The following is a 19,144-nucleotide window of genomic DNA, read 5'->3' as shown; positions in this document are numbered from 1 at the left end:
ACGTATCCTTCGGTCAGTTCAGGTGGCGGCCCAGGCGGCCTTCCAGATGTTTCAGCAGGCGCCGCACCAGTTCGACGATCACCAGGTAGAGCACGGCGGCCCACAGGTAGATCTGGAAGTCGAAACTGCGCGAGAACGCCAGTTTGGTTACGCCCATCAGGTCGTAGATTGTCACCAGCGAGGCAATTGCGCTGGCCTTGATCATCAGGATCAGTTCGTTGCCCAGCGGGCCGATGGCCACCAGCAACGACTGCGGCAGAATCACCTTGAAAAAGGTGGTCGAGCGCTTCAGGTTCAGTGCCCGCGCCGCCTCATGCTGCCCCGGCGCGACGGCCATCAGGCTGCCGCGGAAGATCTCCGCCTGGTAGGCAGCGGTGTTCAGGGTGAAGGCCAGCAAGGTGCAGAACCACGCTTCGCGGAAAAACCACCACAGGCCGACGTCCTGCCAGAAGCCCTTGAGCGAACCCAGACCGTAGTACAGCAGGAACAGCTGGGCCAGCAGCGGCGAGCCGCGGAAGAAGTACACGTAGCCGGCGGCCATGCGCTGCAGCAGCAGGCTGCGCGACATGCGCGCCAGGGCTAGCAACAGGCCGAGTACGGCGCCCAGGGTGAAGGAAATGGCCACCAGTTTGGCGGTTACCAGCAGGCCGTCGAGGAAGCGCGGGCCGTAGCGTTCCAGCAGGTCTGGGTCCACCACCAGTGCCAGCAGTTGTTCAAAGCTCATGCCCGTGCTCCTAGCAGGTGGCGGTTACTGCGCCGTTCGATGAAGGCGAACACGCGCCCGGAAAGCGCTGCGAACAGCAGGTAACCCAGGCAGGCGACGCCATAGAAGAACATCGGCTCCTTGGTCACGCTGACGGCCAGGTTGGTCTGGCGCATCAGGTCGACCAGCGAAATGGTCGACACCAGCGAAGTGTCCTTGAGCAGCGACAGCCAGTTGTTCGACAGGCCGGGCAGGGCGATGCGGGTCAGTTGTGGCAGCAGCACCTTGAAGAAGGCGGTGCGCTTGCTCAGGCCCAATGCCGAGCAGGCCTCCAGCTGGCCCTTGGGCAGGGTCTTGAAGGCGGCCAGCCATATCTCGCTTGAGAACGCGGCGAACACCAGGCTGAAGGCGATCATCGCGGCGAGGAAGGTGTTGATCAGGAATTCACCCTGATAGCCCATGGCCGCGAGGATTTTCTGCGCGGCGATCTGGCAGCCGTAATAGATGATCAGCAGTGTCAGCAGTTCGGGCAGGCCGCGGAACACCGTAGAGAATGTGGTGGCCCAGGCCCGTGGCAGGCGCTTGCGCGAGCGCGCTGCCAGCGCTACCAGCAGGCCCAGCGGCAGACCGATGGGCAGGCAGGCCAGTGCCAGTGAAACAGTCACCAGGGCGCCGGCCAGCAGCGCCTGGCCCCAGCCTCCGCTGGCGAAGGACAGCAAGGACAATTGATCGAGCATGACGAACACCTTGTGTTGACCTTACCGGCCTCATCGCCGGCAAGCCAGCTCCCACAAGAGACTGCACATCTGTCAGGCCTTGTGCGGTTATGTGGGAGCTGGCTTGCCGGCGATAGGGCCGGATCAGGCGAGCCGGGCTCTAAGGTCAGTTGTAGATATCGAAAGCGAAGTACTTGCTGGCGATCTTCTGGTACGTGCCGTTGGCCACGATCTGTTGCAGCGCGGTGTTCAGGCGCTGGCGCAGGGCTTCGTCGTCCTTGCGCACGGCAATGGCGGCATCGGCCTTGGTGTCGGCCACGTCGCCGAGGATCTTGCAGCAATCCCCGCCGTTCTTGGTCATCCACTCGTGCAGCGGGAATTTATCGGCAATTACCCCGTCCAGGCGCCCGGCGGCCAGGTCGGCGTTGGCTTCATCCATGGTCGGGTACAGCTTCACATCGGCCCCGGCCTTGCCATACACGTCTTCGGCGTAAATAGCCTGGGTTGACGACGACTGGGCACCGACGGTGTAGCCGACGAAGTCGGTCTGGGCGCTGTCGATCTTGCTGTCCTTGGCGACTGCGACGGTCAGCGGGGTGCGGTAGTAGTGGTCGGTGAAGGCGATTTTCTTGCGGCGCTCTTCGGTATTGATCATCGACGCGACGACGGCGTCGTACTTGCGCGCCATCAGGGCGGGGATGATGCCTTCCCAGTCCTGGGCCACCAGCGTGCACTCGACTTTCATCTGTTCGCACAGGGCATGGGTGATGTCGATATCGAAGCCGTGCAGCTTGTTATCGGCGTCTACATAGTTGAAGGGCGGGTAGGCACCCTCGGTGGCGAAGCGCAGGGTTTCGGCACTGGCGGCACCCGTCAGCAGCAGGGCACACGCACCCACCAAGGCCATGGTCTTGTTCATCTCGCACCTCATTGCACTCTTGCTATTGTTGTTTGCCCGTCGGCCACGAGGTGTAGCCGACGAATTCGTTATGTAGAGCGGCAGTCGCTTCCAAGCGTTTTTCAACATCAGGCCCGAGTTTCTTGCAGACCTCGTTGACCATCAGGTGTACCCACGACAGCATCGTCGAGGTGGATTCCCAGAACAGATTGAACTCGGTGGGGATGCGGAACACTTCGTCGGCGTTGGCATCGGCCCAGTCACAGAAGGTGTCGGTCACCAGGGTGACCGCAATGCCCGCCTCGCGTGCCTTCTGGCACAGCAGCAGGGCGTGGCGGGAATAACGGCGCGCCTCGAACACCACCAGGGCGCTGTCTTCGGCACGGCCCAGCAGCACCTCGCCGAAGTGCCCGGCGCTGATGTCCACCAGTTGCACGCCATCGCGCAGGTACTGCAGCAGGTGGCTCATGCACATGGCGATGCCGCGCTCGGTCTGGAAACCGGCGATGAACACCCGCGGCTTGCTCGCCAGGCGTTGCGCTACGCTGTGCCAGGTGGGGCTTTGGCGGTACTCGTGCACACGCATCAAGGCGGCGATTTCCAGCTCCAGGCTGCCCGCGTTGTCACTGGCGTCCTGGTTCTGGCGGTAATCTTGCAGGCGGTCGCCCACCAGCCATGGGCCGTCGCCCAGGTCGTTCTGCAGGTCTTGCTTAAGCGCCTTGAGGTGGGCATAACCGAGTGAGCGGCAGAAGCGCCCGACGCTCGATTCGCTGACGCCCAGCTTGGCGGCAATGCTGGCCGAGGTCTGGAACGGCAGTTCGTGCAGGTTGGCGAGCATGTAGGTGGCGATCTTGCGGCCCGAGGCAGCGGCCCCTTCGAGGCTGTTTTCCAGGCGTTGCTTGATCGGTTGGCTCATGCTGCGGCTCCAGGGGTAAGGCTTGGGAAGAAAATGAATGTTTTCTGTCATCAAGTCAACATTTGACAGATTGCTGTCACATGCCGGAAAGTTTTTGTCGTTGCAACGCTGTAGCCATTCCAATACCAACAAGGAGCTTCAGATGTCCGCACCTTCCACCAGCACCGTCGTGCGTATGCCTTTTACCGAGCTGCAGGGTCTGTTGCAGGCCATTTTTCAGCGCCATGACTGCAGCGAGAGCGTGGCCCGGGTGCTGGCTTACAACTGCGCCAGCGCCCAGCGCGATGGTGCTCACAGCCACGGCGTATTCCGTATGCCTGGCTACGTCTCGACGTTGGCCAGCGGTTGGGTCGATGGCCAGGCCACACCGAAGGTCAGCGACGTAGCGGCCGGTTATGTACGTGTCGATGCAGCGGGCGGCTTTGCCCAGCCGGCGTTGGCAGCGGCCCGTGAGCTGTTGGTAGCCAAAGCGCGCAACGCGGGTATTGCCGTGCTGGCGATCCACAACTCGCACCACTTCGCCGCGCTGTGGCCGGATGTAGAACCGTTCGCCGACGAGGGCCTGGTGGCACTGAGCGTGGTCAACAGCATGACCTGCGTGGTGCCGCATGGCGCACGCAAGCCCCTGTTCGGTACCAACCCCATCGCTTTTGCGGCGCCGTGTGCCGAACACGATCCGATCGTCTTCGACATGGCCACCAGCGCCATGGCCCACGGTGACGTGCAGATTGCCGCGCGTGCCGGCCAGCGACTGCCGGAAGGCATGGGCGTGGACGCCAATGGCGAACCGACCACCGACCCCTTGGCCATTCTCGAAGGCGGCGCCTTGCTGCCGTTTGGCGGGCACAAGGGTTCGGCGTTGTCGATGATGGTCGAGTTGCTGGCGGCGGCGCTGACCGGGGGTAATTTCTCCTGGGAATTCGACTGGTCGGGCCACCCGGGGGCGAAGACACCCTGGACCGGGCAGCTGCTTATCGTCATCGACCCCGGCAAGGCAGAAGGCGAGCAATTTGCCCAGCGCAGCCGCGAACTGGTGGAGCAGATGCAGGCGGTGGGCCTGACGCGTATGCCGGGTGAGCGGCGCTATCGTGAGCGCGAGGTGGCCGAGGAGGAGGGGGTGGCGCTAACCGAGCAGGAGCTGCAGGGGCTGAAAGCGCTGCTTGGCTGACCCGGCCTCTTCGCGGGTAAACCCGCTCCCACAGGTACTGCACAGGTTCCAAGGGCAGTGGTACCCGTGTGGGAGCGGGTTTACCCGCGAAGAATCCAGCACAAATCCCAAGCCATGCAATGTTGCATAGACAACCTTGCACAATAGTGGATGTTCCTGAGCGCACACTCCGGGTATGCTCAGGTCTGCCTTTTCGAACTGTCCTGATCCAAGGAGCTGCACGCTGTGTTCAAACATGTCGATGCCTATGCCGGCGACCCGATCCTCTCGCTGATGGAAACCTTCAAGGCCGACCCGCGCGCCGACAAGGTCAACCTGAGTATCGGCCTGTATTACGATGAGGCTGGCGTAGTACCGCAACTGGCGGCTGTGGATGCGGTGGAAAAACGCATTGCCGGCCAGGACCACGAAGCGTCCCTTTACCTGCCGATGGAAGGCCTGGCCAGCTACCGCCAGGCCATCCAGGCGCTGCTGTTCGGTGCCGATCACCCGGCCGTGACCGGCGGTCGCGTGGCCACTGTGCAGACTGTGGGTGGCTCCGGCGCCCTGAAAGTCGGTGCCGACTTCCTCAAGCGCTACTTCCCGCAGGCCGAAGTCTGGGTCAGCAACCCGACCTGGGACAACCACCGCGCCATCTTCGAAGGCGCCGGCTTCAAGGTGCACACCTACCCGTATTTTGACCAGGCCACCCGTGGCGTGGACTTCGACGGCATGCTGGCTACCCTGCAGACCCTGCCGGCCAACAGCGTGGTACTGCTGCACCCGTGCTGCCATAACCCCACCGGTGCCGACCTTACGCAAAACCAGTGGCAACAAGTGGTCGAAGTGGTCAAGGCACGCCAGCTGATCCCGTTCCTCGACATCGCCTACCAAGGCTTCGCCGAAGGCCTGGTGGAAGACGCCTACGCCATCCGCGAAATGGCCCGTGCCGGTGTGCCGTGCCTGGTCAGCAACTCGTTCTCGAAGATCTTCTCGCTGTACGGCGAACGGGTAGGGGGCCTGTCGGTGGTCTGCGACGATGACGCCACTGCCCAGAGCGTGCTTGGCCAGCTCAAGGCAACCGTGCGCCGCAACTACTCCAGCCCGCCCAATTTTGGCGCCCAGCTGGTTGCAGGCGTGCTCAGCGATGCAGCCCTCAATGCCCAGTGGGCCGAGGAAGTCGAAGTGATGCGCAAGCGTATCCTCGACATGCGTCAGGCGCTGGTCGATGCCCTGGCCGTGCTGCTGCCAGGCCAGGACTTCCAGTTCTTCCTGCGCCAGCGTGGCATGTTCAGCTACACCGGCTTCAGCGTCGAGCAAGTGCGCCGCCTGCGTGACGAGTTTGGCGTGTACCTGATCGACAGTGGCCGCGTGTGCATGTCCGGCTTGCGCCCGGCCAATCTGCAACAGGTTGCCGAAGCGTTCGCTGCTGTTCAGAAGTAACCCTGCAGGGGCCCTGCGTGGCCCTCCTGCAGAACCGCAGCCCTTACGGGCTGCGGTTCTGCAGGGAACTCTGCCCGCAAGCCTGCCGCATTCGATGTGGGAGCCGAGCTTGCCGGCGATGGGCTACGCAGCGGCCCCAAAGTCTCAAGTCAATCACAATCCGTCAAAAGGGTGTCGCCTGCGTTGGACCTGCTTCGCATCCGATCGCCGGCAAGCGCGGCTCCCACAGTCGTCCTCTACAGTATCGCTGATACACGCGTTCCAAGGAACATGCAGCCGGAATTGAACAGATCTCACAAGGTCCAAACTCCCTGTCATTTTTGCCAGTTTTGTCATAAGGTCCGGTCGCGTATATTTGCTCTTCCGTAAATTACTCCAAGTGCGAGGGCGAGTAATGAGGCTGTTTTATTGCGCGGGGCAAGCTCACACCTTCCAGGCGAAAGAGGGGGTTCAGCAAGTCATTCGCCATGATCGAGAGGTGCTCGCAGAGCGCGATTTGGTTACCCGAATTGTGTGGGGAGATAAGCAGGCCTCAGTCCTAGGATCTGTAGAGTTAGAAAGGTCTCGCAGTATTCACTACTGTGCCTATGGTGGGAATAGTGTCGCAGCCAATTCGCCAGGTCTGATCGGCTATGCCGGATACTACCTGGACGCATTTTCTGGCCACTATATACTTGGCAATGGTTACCGCAGTTACGGTCCTGGCTTAATGCGCGTCTTATCTCCCGATCATTTGAGTCCCTTTGGCCGAGGCGGTCTGAATGCTTACGGTTATTGCGCAGGGGATCCGGTAAATTATATTGATCCGGATGGGCATGCCCCAGTCACCCTCTTGAGTGTTTTCAGCAGGGTCAATAGCGCTTTTGGTCGAGTGACTGGATCTTCGTTGGTGCCAATGGTGACTGCAAAAAAATATGAAGGAAAAGTTGTATTTCGCTTAGGCAGTCTCACAGCGTTCGAATCCAATAAACGGTCTGGAAGCAATCTGCCAACCCTTTATATTAGCGCGCATGGAATGCCCGGGGCTATTAGTGTTCACCCAGATGCCAATGTGCATATTCCGGTGTCTGTTCAGAGTCTTCACGATATGCTTGTCCAAGGTGGCGTAGAGATGCGAGGAAGGCAAACACACTTTCTCGCTTGCTATTCCGCGATGAAATCTCCAACAACGGGAAAATCAGTGGCGTCTGAAATGGCAGCGCTAACAAATGCCCAGTCTTCAGGGTACACTTCAACGGTTGGAACTTGGGAAGGTGCAACAAGCGACGGGTACATGTTTACGAAGGTACATGGCCTTTTGGGTGGGACATCGAAAAAAATACGCGTAGGTACCATCAGGAATCCATACAAGTTAAAGAACAACGCAAACCATTTTGCCGAGTGGAGTAGGCAAGGGATTGTCGATAGGCCTCGCGATGCATACTGACACATGTTTACCTAAGCCTCACCACAGGCGGCCACTGTAGAGTATCTGAATGCTCCCCATCTGGCGGCTCTTTATCTGTCTGTCCAAAGGTGACCCCCTGTCCGGTTTGCACCCGAGAAACCCTCGACGGGCTGCCGAAACACTCGCTGCCGGCCAGAAAAACCCTCCATGGACACTGCTCGGCTGCGCGCTTATTCGCGATACAAGGCCCCTCCCACAGCCACCTTTGCAACCCACTGGCGCGGCCTACTTGTAAAGACAAGTGCAACCGCCTCTCGGAAAAGGGCTTCGCAAGTGCAACCTTTCGGTGCACAATCGCGCCCCTCTTTTCCGGTTGAGTTGGGCGATAGCACTATTTCGCCATTCTCAGCCTGTTACAGTCTTGCGAGTGGAGCTTCACCCGGAATGAATGAGCAGGCCCCAAGCGTTGAACAACGCTTTGTAGAATCGACCCCCGCCACTCTCGGCAGCTGGGCGCGTCACGACACCACCTGGATGCTGGGCCTGTTCGGCACGGCCATTGGCGCCGGGACCCTGTTCCTGCCGATCAACGCCGGGCTTGGCGGTTTCTGGCCGCTGCTGATCCTGGCTGTACTGGCCTTCCCAATGACCTACTTCGCCCACCGCGGGTTGACCCGCTTCGTGCTCTCCGGGCGCAATGGTGGCGACATCACCGAAGTGGTCAAAGAGCACTTCGGCAGTAACGCCGGTGCCGCGATCACCGTGCTCTACTTCTTCGCGATCTTCCCCATCCTGCTTATCTATAGCGTGGCACTGACCAACACCGTGTCCAGCTTCATGGAGCACCAGTTGCACATGCAGCCGCCGCCGCGTGTGATCCTGTCGTTCGTACTGATCCTCGGCCTGCTGGCCATCGTGCGCTGTGGCGAGCAGGCCACTGTCAAGGTCATGAGCCTGCTGGTGTACCCGTTCATCGTCGCCCTGGCCCTGCTGGGCCTGTACCTGGTGCCGCATTGGACCGGTGGCATCCTCGACAGCGCCACTCAGGTGCCGCCGGCCTCGGCCTTCCTGCACACCCTGTGGCTGGCCATTCCGGTAATGGTGTTCTCGTTCAACCACTCGCCGATCATTTCGGCCTTCGCCGTCGACCAGAAACGCCGCTACGGCGAGCATGCCGACGAGCGTAGCGGCCAGATCCTGCGCCGTGCCCACCTGCTGATGGTGGTGATGGTGCTGTTCTTCGTGTTCAGCTGCGTGCTCACCCTGAGCAGCGCCCAACTGGCCGAAGCCAAGGCACAGAACCTGTCGATCCTGTCGTACCTGGCCAACCACTTCAGCAACCCGACCATCGAGTTCGCTGCGCCGCTGATCGCCTTCGTGGCCATCGCCAAGTCGTTCCTGGGCCATTACATCGGTGCCAGTGAAGGCCTCAAGGGCATTATCGCCAAGACCGGTGCACGCCCGGGTGCCAAAACCCTGGACCGCGTGGTAGCCGCGTTGATGCTGGTGGTGTGCTGGATCGTTGCCACCCTCAACCCGAGCATCCTCGGCATGATCGAATCGCTCGGCGGCCCGATCCTTGCGGTGCTGTTGTTCCTGATGCCGATGTACGCTATCCACCGTGTACCGTCGATGCGCAAGTACAGCGGTGCAGCCTCCAACGTGTTCGTTGTAGTGGTCGGCCTTGTTGCGTTGACCTCGGTGGTGTACGGCCTGCTGAGCTGATTCGCTGCCTGAAATAAAGAATGCCCGGGTCGCTTGTCGCAACCTGGGCATTTTTTTGTCCACAAAAATTGTCCGGCAATAGAACAATTTCACCTGCCCCCATAGGCACCCGGCCGCCTTCATGCTTAACTCAGTGTCCTTTTCAAACCCAGCATAAGGATTTCGTCATGGCTCAAGTGACTCTCAAAGGCGGCCCGGTTCAGGTCAACGGCGAACTGCCGAAAATCGGCGCCCAGGCTCCGGCATTCTCCCTGGTCGGTGAAGGCCTGGCTGACAAGTCGCTGAAGGACTACGCCGGCAAGCGCAAGGTGCTGAACATCTTCCCGAGCGTTGACACCCCAACCTGCGCCACCTCCGTGCGCAAGTTCAACGCCCAGGCCAACGATGTGGCCAACACCGTGGTGCTGTGCATCTCCGCCGACCTGCCGTTTGCCCAAGCACGCTTCTGCGGTGCAGAAGGCCTGGAAAACGTGAAGAACCTGTCGACCCTGCGTGGCCGCGAGTTCCTCGAAAACTACGGCGTTGCCATCGCCGACGGCCCGCTGGCCGGCCTGGCTGCCCGTGCCGTGGTGGTGCTGGATGAAAACGACAAAGTGCTGCACAGCGAACTGGTTGGCGAAATTGCTGACGAGCCGAACTACGATGCAGCGCTGGCAGTACTGAAGTAAAGGTTGCGGGGCAGGGCGGCTGAGTCCTGTGGTGGCCTCTTCGCGGGTGAACCCGCTCCCACAGGTAAAGCACAGCTTTTGAAATCTGTGCGGTACCTGTGGGAGCGGGTTCACCCGCGAAAGGGCCAGCCCAGGCAACCGAAACCTTTCAGCCCGCCACTACTCCAAGCAACACCCTGAAACGGCCCGGAACGCTTTCCGGGCCGTTTTCATTTAAAGTTCAGCGTCTTGGCAACGTCAGCCAAAGGTAAACCTCTGGTAAAGGCCCTTTGCTAAAACGATGCCATTGCTTATCGTTCACCCTCCCCAAGCCGCCATTCCGAACAAGGTTCGTTCAACCCATGCAAGTGTCCAATTCCCGTTCCCCCCGTCGCTGGCTCGTCGGCCTGCTGATCCTGCTGCTGGTGGCTGCCCTGGCCTGGTGGCTGTGGCCTGCAGCAACGCCTGCGCATAAAGAAGCCGGCGGCGGCGGGCGCGGTGGCAAGGGTATGGGCATGATGGGCGGCCGCCCGGGCTTCGGCGCCTCCAGCGAAGCGGTGCCGGTGCGCGTCGAACCGGTACGCGTGGGCGACTTCCCCCTGTATTACAAAGCCCTGGGTACAGTCACCGCCACCAACACGGTCAATGTGCGCAGCCGTGTGGCTGGCGAACTGGTGAAGATCCACTTCAAGGAAGGCCAGCAGGTCAAGGCCGGCGACCTGCTCGCCGAAATCGACCCGCGCTCGTACCGCATCGCCCTGCAGCAGGCCGAAGGTACGCTGGCGCAAAACCAGGCGCAGCTGAAGAACGCCCAGGTGGATGTAGCCCGCTATAAAGGCCTGTACGCCGAAGACAGTATCGCCAAGCAAACCCTCGACACCGCCGAAGCGCAGGTGGCGCAGTTCCAGGGGCTGGTCAAGACCAACCAGGCACAGGTCAACGACGCCCGGCTGAACCTCGACTTCACCCAGATCCGTGCGCCGATCAACGGCCGCGTGGGCCTGCGTCAGCTGGACCTGGGCAACCTCGTTGCGGCCAACGACACCACGGCACTGGTGGTGATTACCCAGACCGAGCCGATCAACGTCGCCTTCACCCTGCCGGAAACCGAGCTGAGCACCGTGCTGGAACGCTACCGCAGCGGCGCCAGCCTGCCGGTCGAGGCCTGGGACCGCAGTGACAGCAAGCTGCAGTCCACAGGCGTGCTGGGTAGCATCGACAACCAGATCGACATTACGACTGGTACGCTCAAGTTCAAGGGCCGCTTCGAGAACAAGGACCTCGCCCTGTTCCCCAACCAGTTCGTCAACGTGCGCCTGCTGGCCGATACCCTCAAGCAGGTGATCATGGCCCCGGCAGCGGCCATCCAGTTTGGTAACGACGGTACCTTTGCCTATGTGGTAAACGCTGAAAATACGGTGAACGTGCGCAAGCTCAAGGTCGGCGCCAGCGATGGCGAGAACAGCGTCATCCTCGAAGGCCTGAAGGCGGGTGACCGCCTGGTGCTGGAAGGCACCGACCGCCTGCGCGAAGGCACCAAGGTGGAAGTGGTCGAAGACAGCTCGCAAGTACCGACCACCCCAGGCCAGCACCTGCAAGGCCAGGAAGCCAAAGGTTCGGCGCACACAGGTGAAGCGCAGCCTGGCAACGCAGCAGGCAAGGCGGGCGCATGAACCTCTCGCGTCTGTTCATCCTGCGGCCGGTCGCCACCACGCTGAGCATGCTGGCCATCGTCCTGGCCGGCCTGATCGCCTACAAGCTGCTGCCGGTTTCCGCTTTACCGCAGGTGGATTACCCGACCATCCGCGTCATGACGCTGTACCCCGGTGCCAGCCCGCAGGTGATGACCAGCGCGGTCACCGCTCCGCTCGAGCGCCAGTTCGGCCAGATGCCGGGCCTGAGCCAGATGGCCTCGACCAGCTCCGGCGGAGCGTCGGTGCTGACCCTGCGTTTCAGCCTCGACATGAACATGGACGTTGCCGAGCAACAGGTGCAGGCCGCGATCAACGCCGCCAGTAACTTGCTGCCCAGCGACCTGCCGGCACCGCCGGTGTACAACAAGGTCAACCCGGCCGACACCCCGGTGCTGACCCTGGCCATTTCCAGCAAGACCATGCCGCTGCCCAAGCTCAACGACCTGGTCGATACGCGTGTGGCGCAAAAGCTCGCGCAGATCAGCGGCGTGGGCATGGTCAGCATTGCCGGCGGCCAGCGCCAGGCGGTACGCATCAAGGTCAACGTCGACGCCCTGGCGGCCAATGGCCTGAACCTGGATGACGTGCGTACGCTGATCGGTGCCTCGAACGTGAACCAGCCCAAGGGCAATTTCGATGGCCCCACCCGGGTGTCGATGCTCGATGCCAATGACCAGCTGCGTTCCCCCGAGGAATACGCCAACCTGATCCTGGCCTACACCAACGGTGCGCCGTTGCGTCTGAAAGACGTGGCCGAAATCGTCGATGGTGCAGAAAACGAGCGCCTGGCCGCCTGGGCCAACGAAAACCACGCGGTGCTGCTGAACATCCAGCGCCAGCCAGGCGCCAACGTCATCGAAGTGGTCGACCGCATCAAGGAACTGTTGCCGTCGATCACCGACAACCTGCCGGCGGGCCTCGATGTGTCGGTGCTGACCGACCGCACCCAGACCATTCGCGCCGCAGTCAAGGACGTACAGCATGAACTGCTGATCGCCATCGTCCTGGTGGTAATGGTCACCTTCGTATTCCTGCGCCGTTTCAGCGCCACCCTCATTCCGTCGATTGCCGTGCCACTGTCGCTGATCGGCACGTTCGGCGTGATGTACCTGGCGGGGTTCTCGGTGAACAACCTGACGCTGATGGCCCTGACCATTGCCACCGGGTTTGTGGTCGACGACGCCATCGTCATGCTGGAGAACATCTCCCGGCACATCGAAGAGGGCGAGACGCCCATGCAGGCGGCGCTCAAGGGTGCCCGGCAGATCGGCTTCACCCTCATTTCGCTAACCTTCTCGCTGATTGCAGTACTGATCCCGCTGCTGTTCATGGCTGACGTGGTCGGCCGCCTGTTCCGCGAGTTCGCCATCACCCTGGCGGTGGCCATCCTGATTTCCCTGGTGGTGTCGCTGACCCTGACGCCGATGATGTGCGCGCGCCTGCTCAAGCGCGAGCCCAAGGAAGAAGAACAAGGCCGCTTCTACCGCGCCAGCGGCGCCTGGATCGACTGGCTGATCAAACACTACGGCAACGCCCTGCAGTGGGTGCTCAAGCACCAGCCGCTGACCCTGCTGGTAGCCGTGGCCAGCCTGGTGCTGACCGTGTTCCTGTACATGGTGGTACCCAAGGGCTTCTTCCCGGTGCAGGACACCGGGGTGATCCAGGGCATTTCCGAAGCACCGCAGTCCACTTCGTTCGCCGCCATGAGCGAGCGCCAGCAGGCCCTGAGCAAGGTGATCCTGCAGGACCCTGCCGTGCAGAGCCTGTCATCCTACATTGGCGTCGATGGCGACAACGCCACGCTCAACAGCGGCCGCCTGCTGATCAACCTCAAGCCACACGGCGAACGCGATGTCACCGCCACTGAAGTGATCAGCCGCTTGCAGCCGCAACTTGACCGGCTGGTGGGCATCCGCCTGTTCATGCAACCGGTGCAGGACCTGAGCATCGAAGACCGGGTCAGCCGTACCCAGTACCAGTTCAGCCTGTCATCGCCGGACGCCGACCTGCTGTCGCAGTGGAGCGGCAAGCTGGTGCAGGCGCTGCAGCAGCGCCCGGAACTGGCCGACGTGGCCAGTGACCTGCAGGACAAGGGCCTGCAGGTGTACCTGGTGATCGACCGTGACATGGCCAGTCGCCTGGGCATCAACGTGGCGCAGATCACCAACGCCCTGTACGACGCCTTCGGCCAGCGGCAGATCTCGACCATCTACACCCAGGCCAGCCAGTACCGCGTGGTGTTGCAGTCGAAAGACGCGGCAGTCATCGGCCCACAGGCGCTGGAGTCGATCCACGTCAAGGCCGCCGATGGCGGCCAGGTAAGGCTGTCGGCACTGGCGCGCATCGAGCAGCGCCAGGCCCAACTGGCCATTTCCCACATCGGCCAGTTCCCGGCGGTGACCCTGTCGTTCAACCTGGGCCACGGTGCATCGCTGGGCGAGGCGGTGCAGGTGATCGAGCAGGTGCAGAAAGACATCGGCATGCCGCTGGGGGTACAAACCCGCTTCCAGGGCGCGGCGGAGGCTTTCCAGGCGTCACTGTCGAGCACCTTGCTGCTGATTCTGGCGGCGGTGGTGACCATGTACATCGTGCTGGGCGTGCTGTACGAAAGCTACATCCACCCGGTGACCATCCTCTCGACCCTGCCGTCGGCGGCGGTGGGGGCCTTGCTGGCCTTGCTCATCAGCGGCAACGACCTGGGCATGATCGCCATCATCGGCATCATCCTGCTGATCGGCATCGTCAAGAAGAACGCGATCATGATGATCGACTTTGCCCTTGAGGCCGAGCGCCATCAGGGCATGAGCCCGCGCGATGCGATTTACCAGGCGGCGCTGCTGCGCTTCCGACCGATCCTGATGACCACCCTGGCCGCGCTGTTTGGTGCCGTGCCGCTGATGCTCGCCACCGGTTCCGGGGCCGAGCTGCGCCAGCCGCTGGGCCTGGTGATGGTCGGCGGGTTGCTGGTCAGCCAGGTGCTGACGCTGTTCACCACGCCGGTCATCTACCTGTACTTCGACCGCTTGGCCCGCCGCTGGCGCCCGGCCACCGACGTGAAGCAGGCCGAGGCATGAACCTGTCTGGTCCGTTCATCCGTCGCCCTGTAGCGACCATGCTGCTGAGCCTGGCGATCATGCTGCTGGGCGGGGTCAGCTTCGGTCTCTTGCCTGTGTCACCGCTGCCGCAGATGGACTTCCCCGTAATCGTGGTGTCGGCCAACTTGTCCGGCGCCAGCCCGGAGGTCATGGCCTCCACCGTGGCCACGCCACTGGAGCGCAAGCTGGGCAGCATCGCCGGCGTGACCACATTGACCAGCAGCTCCAACCAGGGCTCCACGCGGGTCATCATCGGCTTCGAGATGGGCCGCGACATCGACGGCGCGGCGCGCGAGGTGCAGGCAGCGATCAACGCCACCCGTAACCTGCTGCCCAGCGGCATGCGCAGCATGCCCACCTACAAGAAGATCAACCCGTCGCAAGCACCGATCATGGTGCTGTCGCTGACGTCGGACGTGCTGCAGAAAGGCCAGCTGTACGACCTGGCCGACACTATCCTGTCGCAGAGCCTGGCCCAGGTATCGGGGGTAGGGGAGGTGCAGATCGGCGGCAGTTCGCTGCCGGCGGTGCGCATTGCCGTCGAGCCGCAATTGCTCAACCAGTACGGCGTGTCGCTGGACGATGTGCGTACTGCCGTGTCCAACGCCAACCAGCGCCGGCCCATGGGCTTTGTCGAGGATGCCGAGCGTAACTGGCAGGTGAGGGCCAACGACCAGCTGGAAAGCGCCAAGGATTACGAGCCGGTGGTGATCCGGCAGCAGAACGGCACCATCCTGCGCCTGTCCGACGTGGCCACCATTACCGATGGCGTGGAAAACCGCTACAACAGCGGTTTCTTCAATGACCAGAGCGCGGTGCTGCTGGTGGTCAACCGCCAGACCGGTGCCAACATCATCGAAACGGTCGACCAGATCAAGGCGCAGTTGCCAGCCCTGCAGTCGTTGCTGCCAGCCAATGTGCAACTGAACGTGGCCATGGACCGCTCGCCGGTGATCAAGGCCACCCTGAAGGAGGCCGAACACACCCTGCTGATCGCTGTGGTGCTGGTGATCCTGGTGGTGTACCTGTTCCTCGGCAGCCTGCGCGCCTCACTCATCCCCAGCCTGGCAGTGCCAGTGTCGCTGGTGGGGACTTTCGCGGTCATGTACCTGTGCGGCTTCTCGCTCAACAACCTGTCGCTGATGGCCTTGATCCTTGCCACTGGCCTGGTGGTGGACGACGCCATCGTGGTGCTGGAGAACATCTCGCGGCACATCGAGGACGGCCAGCCGCCGATGAAGGCGGCCTTCCTGGGGGCCAAGGAAGTGGGCTTCACCTTGCTGTCGATGAACGTATCGCTGGTGGCGGTGTTTGTCTCCATCCTGTTCATGGGCGGCATCGTGCGCAACCTGTTCCAGGAGTTCTCGATCACACTGGCCGCGGCGATCATCGTGTCGCTGGTGGTATCGCTGACCCTCACGCCGATGCTGTGCGCGCGCTGGCTCAACCCACACCAGGCCGAGCCAACCCGCGTGCAGCGCTGGAGCGACAAGGTGCACCAGCGCATGGTCAACGCCTATGACCGCAGCCTGGGCTGGGTCTTGCGCCACAAGGGCCTGACCCTGCTCAGCCTGCTGGCGACCATTGCTATCAACATCGCCTTGTATGTGGTGGTGCCCAAGACGCTGATGCCGCAGCAGGACACTGGCCAGCTGATGGGCTTTATCCGCGGTGATGACGGCCTGTCGTTCAGCGTGATGCAGCCGAAAATGGAGATCTACCGGCGCGCCTTGCTGGCCGACCCGGCAGTGCAGAGCGTTGCCGGTTTCATCGGTGGCAACAGCGGCACCAACAATGCCATGGTGCTGGTGCGCCTGAAGCCGATCAGCGAGCGCAAGATCGATGCGCAGAAGGTGATCGAGCGCCTGCGCAAGGAAATGCCCAAAGTGCCCGGAGGTCGGCTGTTCCTGATGGCCGACCAGGACCTGCAACTGGGTGGCGGCGGGCGTGACCAGAGCTCGTCGCAGTACCTGTATACCCTGCAGAGCGGCGACCTGGCGGCATTGCGCCAGTGGTTCCCCAAGGTAGTTGCGGCGCTGCGTGCACTGCCGGAGCTGACCGCCATCGACGCCCGTGACGGCTCCGGTACCCAGCAGGTGACGCTGGTGGTCGACCGTGACCAGGCCAAGCGCCTGGGCATCGACATGGACATGGTGACCACGGTCCTTAACAACGCCTACAGCCAGCGTCAGATCTCCACCATCTACGACAGCCTCAACCAGTACCAGGTGGTGCTGGAGATCAACCCCAAATACGCCTGGGACCCGAGCACGCTGGAGCAGGTGCAAGTGATTACCGCCGACGGCGCTCGCGTGCCGCTGTCGACCATCGCCCGCTACGAGAACAGCCTGGCCAACGACCGGGTCAGCCACGAAGGCCAGTTCGCCTCGGAAGACATCGCCTTCGACGTCGCCGAAGGCTACAGCCCCGACCAGGCCATGGCGGCGCTGGAACGCGCGGTGGCCAAACTGGGCTTGCCCGAAGAGGTAATTGCCAAGCTGGGTGGTACGGCCGATGCCTTCGCCAAGACCCAGCAGGGCCAGCCGTTCATGATCCTTGGCGCACTGCTGCTGGTGTATCTGGTGCTGGGCATTCTTTATGAAAGCTACATCCACCCGCTGACCATTCTCTCGACACTGCCTTCGGCAGGCGTTGGTGCCTTGCTGACGTTGTACGTCACCGGTGGCGAATTCAGCTTGATCTCGCTGTTGGGGTTGTTCCTGCTGATCGGTGTGGTGAAGAAGAACGCCATTTTGATGATCGACCTGGCCTTGCAGCTGGAGCGCCATCAGGGCATGTCGCCGGAAGAGTCGATCCGCCGTGCCTGCCTGCTGCGCCTGCGACCGATCCTGATGACCACCCTGGCCGCCATCCTTGGCGCCTTGCCGCTGCTGCTGAGCCATGCCGAAGGCGCGGAAATGCGCCAGCCGCTGGGCCTGACCATCATCGGTGGCCTGGTGTTCAGCCAGGTCCTCACCCTTTACACGACGCCGGTTGTCTACCTGTACCTGGACCGCCTGCGCCACCGTTTCAACCGTTGGCGCGGCGTGCGCACCGACGCCGCCCTGGAAACCCCGCTATGACTTTTGCCCAGACCCCACTTCACCGTGCGCTGCAAGCGCTGACCCGTGGGCGTGGCTCGCGCCTGCTCGGCGCCGGGTTGTGCGTGGCCTTGCTCAGTGCCTGTACCCTGAGCCCGGACTACCACCGCCCCGAGCTGAACAGCCCGGCGGCGCAGTTCAAACACGCCGAAGGCTGGAGCCAGGCCACGCCATCCGATGCCATCGCCCGCGGCGCCTGGTGGGAAATCTACGGCGATACCGGGCTGAATGCGTTGGTCGAGGAGCTTAACCGCAGCAACCAGACCGTGGCGCAATCAGAAGCGCAGTACCGCCAGGCCCAGGCGCTGGTGCGCAGCAGCCGTGCGGCGCTGTTCCCCAGCCTGGACCTGAGTGCCAGCAAGAACCGCTCGGCGCAGGGTACCGGCAGCTCCAGTTCCAGCTTGTCCAACAACAGCAGCGGCATCCGCAATACCTACAACGCCCAGCTCGGTGTAAGCTGGGAAATCGACCTGTGGGGCAAGTTGCGCGAAACCATGAATGCCAACGAGGCCAGTGCCGAAGCCAGCCTCGCCGACCTCGCTTCGATCCGCTTGAGCCAGCAATCGGAGCTTGTGCAGAACTACCTGCAATTGCGGGTCATCGATGAGCAGAAGCGTTTGCTGGAAGCCACCGTGGCGGCCTATGAGCGCTCGTTGCGGATGACCGAGAACCAGTACCGCGCTGGTGTCTCTGGCCCGGATGCCGTCGCCCAGGCGCGTACCCAGCTGAAGAGCACCCAGGCTGATTTGATCGACCTGATCTGGCAGCGTGCGCAGTTCGAGAACGCCATCGCCGTGCTGCTGGGCAAGACCCCGGCCGATTTTGCCCTGGCTGACAGCAAGGCCATCCCGGCATTGCCGCAAATTCCGGTTTCGCTGCCGTCGCAGCTGCTGGAGCGTCGGCCGGACATCGCTGCTGCAGAACGCAACGTGATGGCGGCCAACGCCAATATCGGTGTGTCGCGGGCCGCGTACTTCCCCGACCTCAGCCTGAGCATGAGTGGTGGTTATTCCAGCAGCAGCTTCAGCAACTGGATCGAACTGCCCAACCGCTACTGGTCGGTAGGCCCGCAGCTGGCGCTGACCCTGTTCGACGCCGGCAAGCGCAGCGCCGAGGTGGACCGTACGGTGGCGGTGTATGACCAGACCGTGGCGCAGTATCGCCAGACCGTGCTGGATGGCTTCAAGGAAGTGGAAAACCTGTTGGTGCAGTTGAAGGTGTATGGCGATGAGGCCGTGGTTCGCCAGGAGGCGCTGGACGCTGCCCGCGAGTCGCTGCGCCTGACCGAGAACCAGTACCGCGCGGGGCTGATTGGCTACCTGGATGTCGTCAACGTACAGACCACGGCGCTGAGCAACGAGCGCAGCGTGTTGAACCTGCTGCAAGGGCGCCTGGTGGCCAGTGTGCAACTGGTGGCCGCGCTGGGCGGCGGCTGGGATGCGGAGCAGGCGTTTGCCGAGCAGGACTGAAGTGAACGCACGCTTTTGTGGGAGCGGCCTTGTGTCGCGAAAGGGCCGCGAAGCGGCCCCAGATTATCAGCACAAACATCAATATTGCCGGGGCTGCTTCGCAACCCTTTCGCGACACAAGGCCGCTCCCACAAAGTACGCCGCAGATCTGCTTAGGGCTCGCATTGGATCCATTCCCATTCGCAAAAACCCCGTGCGTTTCG

13 protein-coding genes are annotated in these 19,144 nt (G+C 62.3%); 9 read left to right on the top strand and 4 right to left on the bottom strand.

The window, feature by feature from the left end; all coding sequences use genetic code 11:
* Positions 1 to 13 precede the first annotated feature (13 nt).
* The 4 genes from E8E78_RS03840 to E8E78_RS03825 form a co-directional block, all read right to left on the bottom strand.
* Positions 14 to 724: an ABC transporter permease subunit gene (locus E8E78_RS03840; protein WP_016499312.1), complete on the bottom strand. Its 711-nt coding sequence runs from the start codon at positions 722 to 724 to the stop codon at positions 14 to 16.
* Positions 721 to 1,440 (bottom strand): ABC transporter permease subunit, encoded by a 720-nt coding sequence (locus E8E78_RS03835; protein WP_049275942.1) that lies wholly within the window; start codon positions 1,438 to 1,440, stop codon positions 721 to 723. The genes E8E78_RS03840 and E8E78_RS03835 overlap by 4 nt, the downstream gene beginning before the upstream one ends.
* Before the next feature lie 145 nt (positions 1,441 to 1,585).
* Positions 1,586 to 2,338 carry a transporter substrate-binding domain-containing protein gene (locus tag E8E78_RS03830; protein WP_016499314.1) on the bottom strand — a complete coding sequence of 251 codons (753 nt, stop codon included), beginning with the start codon at positions 2,336 to 2,338 and terminating at the stop codon, positions 1,586 to 1,588.
* A gap of 22 nt (positions 2,339 to 2,360) precedes the next feature.
* A complete protein-coding gene (locus E8E78_RS03825) occupies positions 2,361 to 3,233 on the bottom strand; it encodes a MurR/RpiR family transcriptional regulator (RefSeq protein ID WP_016499315.1) in 873 nt (290 codons plus the stop codon).
* Between the two features lie 142 nt (positions 3,234 to 3,375).
* Between E8E78_RS03825 and E8E78_RS03820 the strand changes: the two genes are divergently transcribed.
* The 9 genes from E8E78_RS03820 to E8E78_RS03780 all read left to right on the top strand — a co-directional run bounded on the left by E8E78_RS03820 (position 3,376) and on the right by E8E78_RS03780 (position 18,941).
* On the top strand, positions 3,376 to 4,401 hold the full coding sequence (locus tag E8E78_RS03820; protein ID WP_049275941.1) for an Ldh family oxidoreductase: 1,026 nt from the start codon (positions 3,376 to 3,378) through the stop codon (positions 4,399 to 4,401).
* A 225-nt stretch (positions 4,402 to 4,626) separates the two neighbouring features.
* Complete coding sequence (locus tag E8E78_RS03815) at positions 4,627 to 5,823, top strand: amino acid aminotransferase (RefSeq protein WP_016499317.1); 1,197 nt, start codon at positions 4,627 to 4,629, stop codon at positions 5,821 to 5,823.
* A gap of 394 nt (positions 5,824 to 6,217) precedes the next feature.
* Positions 6,218 to 7,249, top strand: coding sequence for an RHS repeat-associated core domain-containing protein (locus tag E8E78_RS03810; protein ID WP_080889225.1), 1,032 nt, complete (start codon positions 6,218 to 6,220; stop codon positions 7,247 to 7,249).
* 405 nt (positions 7,250 to 7,654) lie between these two features.
* Positions 7,655 to 8,935: a serine/threonine transporter gene (locus tag E8E78_RS03805; RefSeq protein ID WP_049275940.1), complete on the top strand. Its 1,281-nt coding sequence runs from the start codon at positions 7,655 to 7,657 to the stop codon at positions 8,933 to 8,935.
* A gap of 167 nt (positions 8,936 to 9,102) precedes the next feature.
* Complete coding sequence (gene tpx, locus E8E78_RS03800; RefSeq protein ID WP_016499320.1) at positions 9,103 to 9,603, top strand: thiol peroxidase; 501 nt, start codon at positions 9,103 to 9,105, stop codon at positions 9,601 to 9,603.
* A gap of 341 nt (positions 9,604 to 9,944) precedes the next feature.
* Positions 9,945 to 11,255 (top strand): MdtA/MuxA family multidrug efflux RND transporter periplasmic adaptor subunit, encoded by a 1,311-nt coding sequence (locus E8E78_RS03795; RefSeq protein WP_049275936.1) that lies wholly within the window; start codon positions 9,945 to 9,947, stop codon positions 11,253 to 11,255.
* Positions 11,252 to 14,350 (top strand): MdtB/MuxB family multidrug efflux RND transporter permease subunit, encoded by a 3,099-nt coding sequence (locus E8E78_RS03790; protein WP_049275934.1) that lies wholly within the window; start codon positions 11,252 to 11,254, stop codon positions 14,348 to 14,350. Before E8E78_RS03795 ends, E8E78_RS03790 begins: the two co-directional genes overlap by 4 nt.
* Positions 14,347 to 17,454 carry an efflux RND transporter permease subunit gene (locus E8E78_RS03785; RefSeq protein WP_049275933.1) on the top strand — a complete coding sequence of 1,036 codons (3,108 nt, stop codon included), beginning with the start codon at positions 14,347 to 14,349 and terminating at the stop codon, positions 17,452 to 17,454. Before E8E78_RS03790 ends, E8E78_RS03785 begins: the two co-directional genes overlap by 4 nt.
* The gene (locus E8E78_RS03780; protein ID WP_016499324.1) at positions 17,451 to 18,941 is read left to right on the top strand and encodes an efflux transporter outer membrane subunit; all 1,491 of its coding nucleotides are present in this window, start codon (positions 17,451 to 17,453) and stop codon (positions 18,939 to 18,941) included. The genes E8E78_RS03785 and E8E78_RS03780 overlap by 4 nt, the downstream gene beginning before the upstream one ends.
* Positions 18,942 to 19,144: the final 203 nt, after the last annotated feature.

The organism is Pseudomonas sp. BN505 (assembly GCF_029873175.1).
Classification (GTDB): domain Bacteria; phylum Pseudomonadota; class Gammaproteobacteria; order Pseudomonadales; family Pseudomonadaceae; genus Aquipseudomonas; species Aquipseudomonas putida.
This window is presented reverse-complemented; position numbering and strand designations above follow the sequence as displayed.